Source organism: Massilia rubra, from assembly GCF_011682065.1.
GTDB lineage: Bacteria > Pseudomonadota > Gammaproteobacteria > Burkholderiales > Burkholderiaceae_D > Telluria_A > Telluria_A rubra.
The window spans coordinates 28,178-41,283 of record NZ_VUYU01000022.1 but is presented as its reverse complement, the minus strand read 5'-3'; the positions used below and the strand labels follow the sequence as shown (position 1 = coordinate 41,283).

Sequence of the window (13,106 nt, the reverse complement as noted above, 5' to 3'; positions counted from 1 at the left end):
CTTACTTCTTCAGGTCCCAGCTTCCGAACGCGTTCGGAAGCTGGCCGGCCGCCGTCGTTTCGAGAATGTCGCCATTGAGGTTGGTGAGTACGATCGGCAGGTCGTTGCCGCCCAGTTCCAGGATCACCTGGCGGCACGCGCCGCATGGGGCGATCGGGCCGTCGGTCTGGCCGATGACAGCGAGCGCGGCGAAGTCGCCCGGTTTGTAGCCGTGCGCGATGGCGCTGAAAAAGGCAGTGCGCTCGGCGCAGTTGCACAAGCCGTAGGACGCGTTTTCGACGTTACAGCCACGGAAGATGCGACCGTCCTTGCATTCCAGGGCGGCCCCGACCTGGAAGTTCGAGTATGGGGTGTAGGCCAGCAGGCGGGCTGCGGTGGCTTCGGTGATGAGTTTTTCGTAGTTCATGGGTGGTCCCTGTTAATTCTTACGCACTCAAAACCGTCGCACCCGCGCAGGCGGGCGCCCAAGTTTTCAGCGTAGCCGTTGGCGTCGGAACGAACTTGGGCACCCGCCTGCACGGGTGCGACGATTTAAGGACGGATCGTACGGTAAATGATCGGATTCGCAGCCGGCTTCGTATCGCCAACCTTGTACGCAGCCTGCACCTCGCGCACCGCCTGTTCGGCCGCAGCCTGCGTGCGCGCGTGCACCATCGCCAGCGGCTGGCCAACGGCAATCGCGTCGCCCAACTCCACCAGCCCGGTCAAGCCCACCGCGAAGTCGATTGCGTCTTCCGGACGACGACGACCGCCGCCCAGGCTGACCACCGCCAGGCCCAAACCACGGCAATCGGTCGCCGTCGCAAAACCCGCCTGCAGCGCCGGCACCGGCACCACGATCGGCGCCTTTTCCAGATACGCATCCGGACGCTCGACCAGATCGGCCGGGCCGCCCAACGCCGCCACCATGCGCGAAAAGCGCTCAGCCGCTTCGCCGGAGTCCAGCCCCGCCTGCAGCTTGGCGCGCGCCTCGGTTTCGTTGGCGGCCAGTTTGCCCAGCACCAGCATCTCGGCGCACAGCGCCATGGTCACTTCGTGCAGGCGCGCCGGACGCGAACGGCCGGTCAGGTAATCCATCGCCAGGCGCACTTCCAACGCATTGCCGGCTACCGGACCGAGCGACTCGTTCATCTCGGTCAGCAGCGCCGAGGTGCGCGTGCCCGCGCCGTTACCGACAGCGACGATACTCTCGGCCAGTTCGACCGACTTGTCGTAACTCGGCATGAAAGCGCCGGTGCCGACCTTGACGTCCATCACCAGCGCGTCCAGGCCAGCGGAGAGCTTCTTCGACAGGATCGAACCGGTGATCATCGCCACCGATTCCACCGTCGCGGTGGTGTCGCGGATGCTGTAGAAACGCTTGTCCGACGGCGCCAGTTGCGCGGTCTGGCCGATGATGGCCACGCCGACGTCCTTGACGACGTTGCGGAACAGTTCCGGATCGGGCACGGTGCAGTAGCCGGGAATCGAATCGAACTTGTCGAGCGTGCCGCCGGTGTGGCCAAGGCCACGGCCGGAGATCATCGGCACGAAGCCGCCGCAGGCGGCGATCATCGGTCCGAGCATCAGCGAAACCACGTCGCCCACGCCGCCGGTGGAGTGCTTGTCGACCACGGGACCGGGCAGGTTCATCGAACGCCATTCCATGACCTGGCCGGAGTCGCGCATGGCCAGGGTGAAGGCGACGCGTTCATCCATGTTCATGTCGTTGAAGAAGACGGCCATCGCGAGTGCCGCGATCTGGCCTTCGGTGACGCTGCCGTCGGTGATGCCGCGTACGAAGAACTGGATCTCTTGAGCTGAGAGAGCCCCGCCATCGCGTTTTTTGCGGATGATTTCCTGATTTAAGAACATGTGCTGCCTTTACTTGATATTGTTGTCACTGAGCCGCAGGCTTACACGCCGTACGGAATCCAGACATTCTTGACCTGGCTCGCGTGCGCCAGCACTGCGCGTCCCCCGGCCTGTTTGGTGTCGTACCAGTCGCGCCCTTTGCCGCCGCCCACCCAGGTGCGCTTGAGCGATTCGGCCGACAGGCGCTCGACTTCGGCGCAGCCCTCAAGCGAACCGTCGTGGCGCCACACGGCGTCCACGTCCGAGTGCGTCGCCAGCGTCTTGGCCAGTTCGTCGGCGCTGCCGGTGATGATGTTGAGCGCACCGCCCGGCAGGTCCGACGTGTCGAGTACCTGATACAGGTCGGTCGCCGCCAGCGGATACGCTTCCGACGGCACCGCGATCACGCGGTTACCCAGCGCCAGCGCAGGCGCCACCAGCGAGATGAAGCCGAGCAGCGGCGACTCGTTCGGGCAAATGATGCCGATCACGCCAACCGGCTCGTTCAGCGCCACGGTGATGCCGTGCATCGGTGGCTGGTGCGCCAGGCCGTCGTACTTGTCGGCCCACGCCGCGTAGTAGAACAGGCGTTCGATCGAGGCCTGCACTTCCTTCTCGGGATTTTTGGCGCCGGTCATGGCCGCCAGGCGCGCCGCGAATTCGTCGGCGCGGATCGCCAGGTTCTCGGCGATGTAATACAAGACCTGCGCGCGGTTGTGCGAGGTGGCCTTGGCCCAGCCGGACGCCTTGTGCGCCGCTTCCACGGCGTTGCGGATGTCCTTGCGGCCGCCCTCGCCCACGTCGCCGACAAACACGCCATTGGCCCCGGTGATCGCGCGGGTGTAAGCGCCGTCAGGGCGCGCCTGCTTGCCGCCGATGTACATCTTGGCGGTGCGGTCGATGGCGAACGGACCTGGCGCCTCGGCCGGCCTGGCCTTGCCCTTGGCTTCCACCACGGGCAGCGCAGGACGCGCGTCTTCCGACAGCGCCGTCATGTATTCATACATGCCTTCCTTGCCGCCTTCGCGCCCGAAACCGGATTCGCGGTAGCCGCCGAAGCCGCATGCGGCGTCGAACTGGTTGGCGGTATTGATCCACACCACGCCAGCCTTGATCTGCGGCGCCACGTCGAGCGCGAGGCTGATCGACTCGGACCACAAGCTGGCAGCTAAGCCATAGACGGTGTTGTTCGCCAGCTGGACCGCTTCGACCGGCGTGCGGAAGCTCATCGCAACGAGTACCGGTCCGAAGACTTCGGTCTGGGCGATGCCGGCCGAGGTGGATGCGCCGGTAATCAGGGTCGGCGGGAACCACGAGCCGGTCGCCGGAATGTCGCACGCTGGCTGGTAAATGGTGCAGCCTTCGGCGCGGGCCGCTTCGACCAGGCCTTCGATGCGCTGGCGCTGGATCGGATCGATCAGGGCGCCGATGTCCACCGATTTTTCAATCGGGGAACCGAGACGCAGATTGTCCATTCGTGCGCGCAGCTTGGCGAGGAAGCGCTCTTCGATCGATTCCTGCACCAGCAGGCGCGAACCGGCACAGCAGACCTGGCCCTGGTTGAAGAAGATCGAATCGACCACGCCTTCGACGGCGGCATCCAGGTCGGCATCTTCGAACACGATGAAAGGCGACTTGCCGCCCAGTTCAAGCGAGAGCTTCTTGCCGCTGCCGGAGGTGGCCTTGCGGATGATGCGGCCAACTTCGGTGGAGCCGGTGAAGGCGATCTTGTCGATGCCCGCATGGTTGACGATGGCTTCACCCACGCGGCCGTCGCCGGTGACGATGTTGACCACGCCGGCCGGCACGCCGGCCTGCTGGCAGATTTCGGCGAACAGCAGCGCGGTCAGCGAGGTGAATTCAGCCGGCTTGAAGACGACCGTGTTACCGGCGGCCAGCGCCGGTGCGATTTTCCAGGCCAGCATCAGCAGCGGGAAGTTCCAGGGGACGATCTGGCCCACCACGCCCACGGCGCGGTAATCGGCAAATTCTTCCGATTGCAGTTGCGCCCAGCCGGCGTGATGGTAGAAGTGACGCGCGGCCAAAGGCAGGTCGGCGTCGCGCGTTTCGCGGATCGTCTTGCCGTTGTCGAGCGTTTCGAGGACCGCGAACAGGCGCGCATGCTTTTGCAGCAGCCGCGCCAGCGCGTACAGTACGCGCGCGCGGCCATGGCCGCCCAGCGCCACCCAGCCCGGCTGGGCGCGACGCGCCGCTTCCACTGCGCGATCGACATCGTCGCCGCTGGCCTGGGTTACTTGGGCCAGTTCCTTGCCGTCGGCCGGATTGGTGGACGCAAAGGTGTCGGCGGGTGCAAGCCAGGCGTTATCGATGAACAGCCCAAAACGGCGCTCATGCTGGTCCAGCCATGCTTGCGCTTCTTTGGTGCTCTCGGGTGCAGGGCCGTAGTCCATAGTTTGAAGAATCTCGTTAATTGTTGGCATGACGAATCCGTTGAGGTTTATGGTTGCGCGTGGCGATGGTTGGCCGAGTAGTTCCCGGTGACGTAATGTTCGAGCTGGCGCTCGATGTCGGTCAGCAGGCTCGATGCGCCGATGCGGAACAGATGCGGCTCCAGCCACTCACGTCCCAATTCCTCTTTCATCAGGGTCAGGTACTGCAACGCGCTCTTGGCGCTCGACACGCCGCCGGCCGGCTTGAAGCCGACCTGGAAGCCAGTCTGCTCATGGTATTCGCGGATCGTGCGCACCATCGTCAGGGCCACAGGAATGGTGGCGTTGACGCCTTCCTTGCCGGTCGAGGTCTTGATGAAGTCCGAGCCCGCCATCATGCACACCCACGAGGCCTTGGCCACGTTTTCCAGCGTGAGCAGGTCGCCGGTGGCGAGAATGGCTTTGACGTGCGCCTCGCCGCAAGCTTTGCGGTAAGCGACCATTTCGTCGTACAGGGCCTGCCAGTTACCCATCAGGACATGCTGGCGGGTGATGACGATATCGATTTCGGTGGCGCCGGCGGCGACCGACAGTTCGATCTCGCGCACCTTGGTTTCCATGCTGGCCAGGCCGGCCGGAAACGCGGTCGATACCGCGGCGATCGGCAGGCGGCCTTGCAGGATCTTCGCCGCAGGGGTGATCATCTCGTGGTACACGCACACCGCGCCGGTGGTCAGGTTGGACACGCCCAGCGCTTCCATCAAATCGGTGCGCAGCGGACGCATGGCCTTCATGCACAGGCGCTCGACGCGGCCCGGCGTGTCGTCGCCGCCGAGGGTGGTCAGGTCGATGCATTGCAGCGCCTTGATCAGCCACGCGGCCTGGTATTCTTTTTTGACGGTGCGGCGATTGGCCAGGCTGGCGGCGCGGCGGTCCGACGCATTGCGATTGACTTTGATCTGGTTGACCCAGCCGAGATCGAGGCCAACCACCTCGTTGCGTTTGAATGCGGAATTGTGAGTCATAGCAGAGCGGTTCCGTTGGAAAGGGGTTTGACGCCGAGGTGCTTGGCCAGGGTGGCGCCGATGTCGGAGAAGGTGTTCGATACCGGCAGCGCGCGCGCGCTAACGCCCGGCCCGAAGAAGATCATCGGAATGTGCTCGCGCGTGTGGTCCGAGCCCGGCCAGCTTGGGTCGCAGCCATGGTCGGCGGTAATGACCACCAGGTCGCCCTCTTTGAGCTTGGCCATGAATTCGGGCAGGCGCGCGTCCATTTCGTGCAGCGCGTTCGAGTAACCCGCCACGTCGCGGCGATGGCCGAAGGCCTGGTCGAAGTCGACGAAGTTCACGAACGTGAGCGACTTGTCGCCGGCTTCGTCGGCCACCTTGAGCAGCGCGTCGAACAGGGCCATGTTATCCACGCCCTTGACCACGCGCGAAATGCCCTGGGTGGCGAAAATGTCGCTGATCTTGCCCAGGCCGATGACTTCTCCGCCTTCGTTTTTGACGTGATCGAGCAGCGTCGCGCTTGGGGGCGGCACGGCGTAGTCGTGGCGGTTGCTGGTGCGGCGGTAGTTGCCGTTCTCGCCCAGGAACGGTCGCGCGATCACGCGGCCGATGTTGTACGGCTTGACCAGCTCGAACGCCGCTTCGCAGACCGCGTACAGGCGCTCCAGGCCGAAGTGTTCTTCGTGCGCGGCGATCTGCATCACCGAGTCGCCCGAGGTGTAGACGATGATTTTGCCGGTGGCGACATGTTCGTCGCCGTGCTTGTTGATGATGTCGGTGCCGGATGCGTGGCAGTTGCCGAGGTAGCCGGCCACGCCGGTCAGTTCTTGCAGCTTGTCGGTCAGTTCGGCCGGGAACGATGGCACGGTGCGCGGGAAGTAGCCCCAGTCGAATTCGACGGGGACGCCGGCGATTTCCCAGTGGCCGCTCTGGGTGTCCTTGCCGGTGGAGCGCTCGCGCGCCACGCCGTAGGCGCCGGTGAAGCCGTCGCGCTGGTTAAAGCCGGCAGCCCATTCGCCGCTGGCCAGGTGGGCGGCGGCGGCGAGGCCGAGGCGTTCGAGGTTCGGCAGCTGCATAGGCTTGCCTTGTTCGGCGGCCCAGGCGGCGATATGGCCGAAGGTGTTGGCGCCAACGTCGCCGAATTTGTCGGCGTCTGGCGTGGCGCCAAGGCCGAAGGAATCAAGCAGGAGGATAAATGCGCGTGACATGGGATCGCTCGCTTCAGAAAGGTTCAGGTACGGGAAGAGGGACGCACCATCCGCCAACGCTAACTTGCGAGCCGTCTCCCCCGCGCAGGCGGGGGCCCATAGCACCGGTGAGCAGAGGTGCTATGGATCCCCGCCTGCGCGGGGACGACGGCCTTGGGGCTAGTGGCATCGGGACAGCGACAGCGACAAATCGAATCAGGCAGCGGCGCGCGGTTGTTGCGCAACGCGCTCCAGGAACGCCGGAATCAACTCAACCAGGTCCTTGGCGCCGATGGCGGCGTACTTCAAGGTCTGCTCGTGCGACAGCGGGAACGGCGACATCCCTTCGGCCAGGTTGGTAATGACCGACACGCCAACCACCTTCAAACCGCAATGACGCGCCGACACCACTTCCGGCACCACCGACATGCCCACCACGTCCGCACCCAGCTTGGCCATCATGCGGATTTCGGCGGCGGTCTCGAAGTTCGGGCCCGGATACGCAATGAACACGCCTTCGTGCAAGGTGATGCCCTTGGCCGCCGCGGTCTCCTTGACCACGTTGCGGATATCGCTGTCGTAGGCATTAGCCATGCTGAAAAAGCGCGGGCCGAAACGGTCGTCGTTCGGGCCGACCATCGGCGTGCCGGGCAGCCAGTTGATATGGTCGGTCAGGGCCACCAGGCTGCCCGCATCGACTTCGGTGCGCAGCGAACCGGCGGCGTTGGTCACGAACAGCATCTCGCAACCGAGCAGCTTCATGGTGCGCACGGCGCTGGTCATCACGCCCATGCCGTAGCCTTCATAAAAGTGGCCGCGGCCCTTCATGCACACCACATTCACACCTGCCAGGGTGCCCAGGACCAGCTCACCGGCGTGACCGTGCACGGTGCTGATCGGGAAGCCAGGCAGTTCGTCGAAACCGATCGAGACCGCGTCGGTCATCTGCTCGGCCAGTACGCCAAGGCCGGAACCGAGGATCATCGCCACGCGCGGCTCAAAACCAGGTTTGCGGGCGCGGATGATATCGGCGGCTTCGAAGGGGGTGTTGTTCGACATGTGGATTCCTTATCTGTTCGGGGAGGGCGCTGCCGCGCGGCGTGCATGCTGCAAGCGGCGCGGAGAATGAGTTCGCTGACTATTATAACTATGCATGATCGGTGATATGTATGGCAAATACCATTTTTCTTCCTCATTTATACGCGCAACATATAAATCCACGCTAGAATCAGTTGAACCCCAGCATTCGTTCGAGCGCACTATAGGAGAGCAGGACACAATCATTGATTGACAGCACTAAGACATTTGTCTACTATCAAAAACAATTGTTTAATGATTGCTTATTGTGACCGAACTCTCCAAAAAAGACCAGTTGTACGAACTGATCCGCGCCAATCCTTTCATCTCGCAGCAGGACTTGGCCAGCGTGCTCGGTTTGTCGCGTTCCGCCGTGGCGGGCTACATCGCGGGCCTGATCCGCGACCGCCGCCTGCTCGGGCGCGCCTACGTGCTGCCCGATAACCGGCCCATCGTCTGCCTCGGCGCGGCCAACCTCGATCGCAAGCTGCGCTCCATCGCCACGCTCAAGATGGGCACCTCGAACCCGGCGCGCCAGGACGAATCGTTCGGCGGCGTGGCCCGCAACATCGCGGAAAACCTGGCGCGCCTGTCGGCCCCCGTTGCACTGATCACCGCCATCGGCGACGACTCGTCCGGCAAGGCGCTGCTGGCGCATGCCGAGGCGGCCGGCATCGACACCCGCGCCACCCTGCACCTGACCGGCGTATGCAGCGGCACCTATACCGCCGTACTCGACGACCATGGCGAAATGCTGCTGGCCCTGGCCGACATGGCCTTGTACGACGCCATAACGCCGGCCTTCCTGGACACGCGCCAGCCGCAGCGCGCCGTCGGAGCCCTGATCGTGGCCGACCTGAACCTGCCGCGCGAGACCCTGCGCGCGCTGCTCGACGACGCCGCGCGCGGCTCGGTGCCGCTGGTGCTGGTGGCCGTATCGCAGCCGAAAATGGCGCACCTGCCGGACGACCTGCGCGGCCTGCGCCTGTTGATCCTGAACCAGGGCGAACTCGAAACGCGCATTGGTGCGCGGCTCGTGACCGACGCCGATTTCCTGGCCGCCTGCCGCACCATCCAGGCGCAAGGCGCGCAGGACGTCATCGTCACGCGCGGCGCCACCGGCGTGGTCTACACCACTGCCGGCGGCATCGCGCAGCTGGACGCGCCGCCGGCGCAGATCGTCGACGTCACCGGTGCGGGCGACGCCTTTGCCGCTGCGGTATGCTGGTCCCTGTTCCATGGCAGCGACGACATGACGCTGGCCTGCAGGCGCGGCCTGCAATTGTCGGCCATGACGCTCGCCTGCGAAGAAACCGTATGCCCTTACCTGACGGCGGAAGTGCTCGCCGAGATTCCGAATCCCGACGCCCTGCCCGGCGCCCAGCAACCGTTCAACGCTCTTTACCAGGACTGACCATGCACCAATACCTCTTGTTCTCGCCCGAAGTCGCCGCCGCCCGCACGGCCGGCAAACCGATCGTCGCCCTCGAGTCGACCATCATCTCGCACGGCATGCCGTACCCGCAAAACGTGACGATGGCGCAGGAAGTCGAGCATGTCATCCGCGCCGCCGGCGCGGTGCCGGCCACGATTGCCATCATCGAAGGCAAGATCTGCATCGGCCTGGTGGCCGAGCAGCTCGAATTACTGGCCACGTCGCCCGACGCGATGAAGGTCTCGCGACGCGACCTGCCGTACGTGCTCTCGCAAGGCCGTCTGGGCGCCACCACCGTGGCCGCCACCATGATCTGCGCGCAGCTGGCCGGCATTCACGTTTTTGTGACCGGCGGCATCGGCGGCGTGCACCGCGGCGCCGAAACGAGCTTCGACATCTCGGCCGACCTGCAGGAGCTGGCCCGCACCAACGTGGCGGTGGTATGCGCCGGCGTGAAATCGATCCTCGACATCGGCCTCACGCTCGAATACCTGGAAACCCACGGCGTACCGGTGATCAGCGTCGGCCAGCCGGCCTTCCCGGCCTTCTTCACGCGCGACAGCGGCTTCAAGGCCGACTTCCAGCTCGATTCTGCGCTGGAGCAAGCCGCCTTCATCCAGACCAAATGGCAGCTTGGCCTCAATGGCGGCATCGTCATCAGCAATCCCGTGCCGGAAGCGTTTGCGATGCAAAAGGATGAAATCGACAGCATCACCGAACAGGCATTGCGCGAAGCGCGCGATGGCGGCGTGGCCGGCAAACTCGTCACCCCGTTCCTGCTGGCCCGCATCAAGACCTTGACCGAAGGGCGCAGCCTGATGACCAACATCGCGCTGGTCAAGCACAACGCGCAGGTGGGCGCCGAACTGGCCGTGGCCATGCGCGACCTGCCAGGTTTGCAGCCGATCTAACCCCCGACCCCATACGCCATGTCCATCGACCTGAAACAGCTCAAGTACTTCCTCGCGGTAGCTGAAGAAAAGAGCTTCAGCCGCGCCGCCGAGCGGCTGCACATCTCGCAGCCGCCTTTGAGCCAGCAGATCATGAAGCTCGAAAGCGAATTGGGCGTGCGCCTGTTCGCGCGCACCACCCGCACCTTCGAGCTGACGGTGGCGGGCAAGGCGTTGATGGGGGAAGCATCGGACCTGCTGGCCAAGATGCGCATGACGATCGACACCATCCGCCAGATCGACCGGGGTGAAGTCGGACGCCTGCGGGTGGGCATCGTCGGTTCGGCCATGTGGGGGCCGATTCCGAGCCTGCTCGAAGAATTCCAGACCAAGTTCCCGCGCGTGACCTGGACCCTGCACGAGTCGGGACCGAACGTGCAGTACGAGGCGCTGCGCGCCAAGCAGATCGACGTGGGTTTCTGGCGCGAGCCCAAGCTCGATGAAGATGAACTCAAACACGACAACCTGCGCCAGGAGCTGTGCTTCCGCGAGAACGTATGCGTGGCCGTCAACGAGCACCATCCGCTGGCCACGCAGCCGTGGATCGAACTGGCCGACATTGCGGACCAGCCGATGCTCACGCTGGCGCTGGACAAGTCGGCCTTTCCGCGCTACCTGATCCAGTGCTGCATCAAGGCCGGGTTCCAGCCGACGATTTTCCAGGAAGCGTCCGAGCCGCAAACCTTGCTGGCGATGGTGGGCGCTGGCCTGGGCGTGGCCTTGATGCCGGAGACGACCAGCCGCATCGGCTGGCCGGGCGTGATCTTCTTGCCGATCAAGACCAACCCGCCATCGGCCAATCTGTACATCACCTACACCACGCAGGACGATGCGCCGGTGGTGCGGGCGTTCCTGAATATCCTCAATCCGACCGCCTAGTCGACTGCCCCGCCGGCGACGCAGATGTCGTCGCCGACAAGCAGCGCCGCTTCCAGCGCCATCGTCAACCCCCGCACCACCTCGGCCAGCGCCATGCTGGGCGCACCCGGGTGCGCTGCCGCCTGCTGCGGCAAATACGGAATGTGAATGAAGCCGGCCCGGATATCGCGGCCCACCGTCTGGTGCATCAGGCTATAGAAAACGTGATTGCATACAAAAGTGCCGGCCGTCTGCGACACCGACGCCGGCAAACCACTGTCGCGCAAGCGCGTCACGATGGCCTTGATCGGCAGGGTCGAAAAGTACGCCGCCGGTCCGCCTTCGACCACCGGCTGGTCGACCAGCTGGCACTGGGCGTTGTCGGGAATGGGCGCGTCGTCGATATTGATGGCGATGCGTTCGACCGACAGGTCCACCCTGCCCCCGGCCTGCCCGACCGCGATCACCACCGCCGGCCGCAGCTCGTCGATGGCCGCGCGCAGCACCTCGCCGGCGGCGCCGAACACGCAGGGCAACTGGCGCACTTCGACGCGGTAGCCATCGCCCTCGACTCCGGCCAGCGCGCGCACCGCCTCCCACGCCGGGTTGATAGTCTCTTTATTGAACGGCTCGAAGCCCGTCAGCAGCACTGTTCTCGTCATTTCTGACCCATCAAAAAATACAGCAGGAAGATATTTGCCACCAAGAGCGGCAGCGCGGTCGGTATCTGCGCCTTGATCACCGCGTGCTTGTCGGGCAGTTCGAGCAGCACCACCGGCACCACGTTGAAGTTGGCCGCCATGGGCGTCATCAAGGTGCCGCAGTAGGCGCTGAACATGCCGATGGCGGCCATCACCGCCGGGTTGGCGCCGTACTGGCCGATCAGGACCGGAATGCCGACGCCGCCCGCCATCACCGGAAAGGCCGCGAAGCCATTGCCCATGATGATGGTAAACAGCGCCATGCCGACGCAGAACACCACCACCGCGACAAACCGCGAATCCATGTTGATGTAGGAGGTGGTGATGTGCGCAACCGCCTTGCCCACGCCCGCTTCGGCGAACAGCAGCCCGAGCACGGCCAGCATATGCGGCAGCACCACCGCCCAGCCGACGGCATCGGTCAGGCGGCGCCATTCGCGCATGCCCTGCAGCGGCGTGGAACGGGTCAGCCAGCAGGCCGCGCCGACCGCCAGCACCGAGGCGCAACCCAGGCTGACCAGCGTAATGTGCTTGGTTTCGAGCAGCAGCAGGCCGCCGATCTGCACATCCTTGAGCAGGGTCGAACCGATCATGGTCACGACCGGGATGATCAGCGCGGGGATGAACAGCAGGTGGCCGAGGCGGCGCGCGCTGGAGGTCTTTTCCTCAGTCGTGCGCACGCCGTACTTGCCGAGGGTGACGCCGCCGCAGCCGGCGATGAGCGCCATCGTGATCATGATCACGCCCACCAGCGCTGGCGGCAGCCGTTCGCCAACCAGGTAGACCGCGGCGTACAGGCCCCAGAACAAGGCGCTCGAATAGCGGCGCGGATTGTCCTTGTCGCGCAGCGACATGACAGCCGACGCGGCCAGCATGGCGCCCAGCGCCAGGTAGAAGTAGTCGAGCAGGATGATCATGCGGCCCCTCCGTCGCGCGCGATCTCGGCGTCGAAGCGGTGCAGGCGCCAGGCATGAATGATGAAGGCGGTGATCGCGGTGGGAATGCCCCACAGCGCCATGTGCAGCGGATTGACCAGGATGCCTTCGGCCGCGAGGATGGTTTGCATCAGCACGATAGCCCCGAAGGCGACAAAGACATCTTCGCCGAAAAACAGGCCAACGTTGTCGGTGGCGGCCGACATGGCGCGGATGCGGTAGCGCAGCTTGTCGCTGATGCTGCCCTTGCGCGTTTCGGCGGCCGCTTCGGCCATGGGCGCGACCAGCGGGCGCACCATCGACGGGTGCCCGCCAAGACTGGTCAGCCCGAATGCGGCCGAGACTTCGCGCACGGCCAGGTAGACGATCAGCAGGCGGCCGGTGGTGGCCGATTTGATCTTGGCGATGCTGGCCTGCGCGTGTTCCTTCAGGCCGAAGCGTTCGAGCAGGCCGATGGCGGCCAGCGGCAGCAGCAGGATCATCGGCAGGTTGCGCGTTTTGATGAAAGCGGTGCCGAGCGAGGCGAAAAGCGCTTCGACCGGCATCGACACGGCCAGGCCGGTGGCCCCGCACGCGGCGACGACCACCAGCACGGGATGCACGCGCAGCACGAAGCCGACGATGATGACGGCGACGCCGATGAGCGGCCACAGGTTGACTGCTGATTGCATGAACTCTCCGGCGGTGAAGCGCCGCCCCTGCGGACGGCAGGAACGGCGGCGGTATGGTGGCG

General features: G+C 64.8%; 12 protein-coding genes. 3 read left to right on the top strand and 9 right to left on the bottom strand.

The genetic code is table 11. The annotated features are described in order from the left end of the window. Position 1 precedes the first annotated feature (1 nt). From F0185_RS25425 to xapA, 6 genes are all read right to left on the bottom strand, one after another. On the bottom strand, positions 2-406 hold the full coding sequence (locus F0185_RS25425) for a cytidine deaminase (protein ID WP_167229214.1): 405 nt from the start codon (positions 404-406) through the stop codon (positions 2-4). Positions 407-531: 125 nt separating this feature from the next. After that, positions 532-1,854, bottom strand: coding sequence for a thymidine phosphorylase (gene deoA / locus F0185_RS25420; protein ID WP_167229212.1), 1,323 nt, complete (start codon positions 1,852-1,854; stop codon positions 532-534). A gap of 41 nt (positions 1,855-1,895) precedes the next feature. Beyond that, positions 1,896-4,274, bottom strand: a complete 2,379-nt coding sequence (locus F0185_RS25415) for an aldehyde dehydrogenase family protein (protein WP_370664062.1) — start codon at positions 4,272-4,274, stop codon at positions 1,896-1,898. Positions 4,275-4,291: 17 nt separating this feature from the next. Further along, the gene (gene deoC / locus F0185_RS25410) at positions 4,292-5,248 is read right to left on the bottom strand and encodes a deoxyribose-phosphate aldolase (RefSeq protein ID WP_166892934.1); all 957 of its coding nucleotides are present in this window, start codon (positions 5,246-5,248) and stop codon (positions 4,292-4,294) included. Continuing rightward, positions 5,245-6,438, bottom strand: a complete 1,194-nt coding sequence (locus tag F0185_RS25405) for a phosphopentomutase (RefSeq protein ID WP_167229210.1) — start codon at positions 6,436-6,438, stop codon at positions 5,245-5,247. Before F0185_RS25405 ends, deoC begins: the two co-directional genes overlap by 4 nt. Before the next feature lie 195 nt (positions 6,439-6,633). Then, positions 6,634-7,476 (bottom strand): xanthosine phosphorylase, encoded by an 843-nt coding sequence (gene xapA, locus F0185_RS25400; RefSeq protein WP_167075734.1) that lies wholly within the window; start codon positions 7,474-7,476, stop codon positions 6,634-6,636. Between the two features lie 286 nt (positions 7,477-7,762). Here xapA and F0185_RS25395 point away from each other — a divergent pair, with 286 nt between their 5' ends. Genes F0185_RS25395 through F0185_RS25385 form a run of 3 tightly spaced genes read left to right on the top strand, consistent with a single transcriptional unit; the run spans position 7,763 to position 10,758 of the window. Continuing rightward, the gene (locus tag F0185_RS25395; protein WP_167229208.1) at positions 7,763-8,908 is read left to right on the top strand and encodes a carbohydrate kinase; all 1,146 of its coding nucleotides are present in this window, start codon (positions 7,763-7,765) and stop codon (positions 8,906-8,908) included. Between the two features lie 2 nt (positions 8,909-8,910). Next, positions 8,911-9,840, top strand: coding sequence for a pseudouridine-5'-phosphate glycosidase (locus F0185_RS25390; RefSeq protein WP_167229206.1), 930 nt, complete (start codon positions 8,911-8,913; stop codon positions 9,838-9,840). 18 nt (positions 9,841-9,858) lie between these two features. Continuing rightward, positions 9,859-10,758, top strand: coding sequence for a LysR family transcriptional regulator (locus tag F0185_RS25385; protein ID WP_167229205.1), 900 nt, complete (start codon positions 9,859-9,861; stop codon positions 10,756-10,758). Here F0185_RS25385 and pcp read toward each other — a convergent pair. Genes pcp through F0185_RS25370 form a run of 3 tightly spaced genes read right to left on the bottom strand, consistent with a single transcriptional unit; the run spans position 10,755 to position 13,044 of the window. Next, the gene (pcp, locus tag F0185_RS25380; RefSeq protein WP_167229203.1) at positions 10,755-11,399 is read right to left on the bottom strand and encodes a pyroglutamyl-peptidase I; all 645 of its coding nucleotides are present in this window, start codon (positions 11,397-11,399) and stop codon (positions 10,755-10,757) included. The genes F0185_RS25385 and pcp overlap by 4 nt on opposite strands. Next, entirely contained in the window at positions 11,396-12,355 is a 960-nt protein-coding gene (locus F0185_RS25375) for a DUF979 domain-containing protein (protein WP_167229201.1), read from the bottom strand. Before F0185_RS25375 ends, pcp begins: the two co-directional genes overlap by 4 nt. Beyond that, the gene (locus F0185_RS25370; RefSeq protein ID WP_167229199.1) at positions 12,352-13,044 is read right to left on the bottom strand and encodes a DUF969 domain-containing protein; all 693 of its coding nucleotides are present in this window, start codon (positions 13,042-13,044) and stop codon (positions 12,352-12,354) included. Before F0185_RS25370 ends, F0185_RS25375 begins: the two co-directional genes overlap by 4 nt. Positions 13,045-13,106: the final 62 nt, after the last annotated feature.

Bases quoted from the DNA above. Each gene is read 5' to 3' on its own strand.
- F0185_RS25415 (WP_370664062.1), bottom strand. From the start codon at position 4,274: ATGCCAACAATTAACGAGATTCTTCAAACTATGGACTACGGCCCTGCA.
- xapA (WP_167075734.1), bottom strand. From the start codon at position 7,476: ATGTCGAACAACACCCCCTTCGAAGCCGCCGATATCATCCGCGCCCGC.
- F0185_RS25390 (WP_167229206.1), top strand. From the start codon at position 8,911: ATGCACCAATACCTCTTGTTCTCGCCCGAAGTCGCCGCCGCCCGCACG.
- F0185_RS25370 (WP_167229199.1), bottom strand. From the start codon at position 13,044: ATGCAATCAGCAGTCAACCTGTGGCCGCTCATCGGCGTCGCCGTCATC.
- F0185_RS25425 (WP_167229214.1), bottom strand. From the start codon at position 406: ATGAACTACGAAAAACTCATCACCGAAGCCACCGCAGCCCGCCTGCTG.
- F0185_RS25375 (WP_167229201.1), bottom strand. From the start codon at position 12,355: ATGATCATCCTGCTCGACTACTTCTACCTGGCGCTGGGCGCCATGCTG.
- deoA (WP_167229212.1), bottom strand. From the start codon at position 1,854: ATGTTCTTAAATCAGGAAATCATCCGCAAAAAACGCGATGGCGGGGCT.
- F0185_RS25385 (WP_167229205.1), top strand. From the start codon at position 9,859: ATGTCCATCGACCTGAAACAGCTCAAGTACTTCCTCGCGGTAGCTGAA.
- F0185_RS25405 (WP_167229210.1), bottom strand. From the start codon at position 6,438: ATGTCACGCGCATTTATCCTCCTGCTTGATTCCTTCGGCCTTGGCGCC.
- deoC (WP_166892934.1), bottom strand. From the start codon at position 5,248: ATGACTCACAATTCCGCATTCAAACGCAACGAGGTGGTTGGCCTCGAT.
- pcp (WP_167229203.1), bottom strand. From the start codon at position 11,399: ATGACGAGAACAGTGCTGCTGACGGGCTTCGAGCCGTTCAATAAAGAG.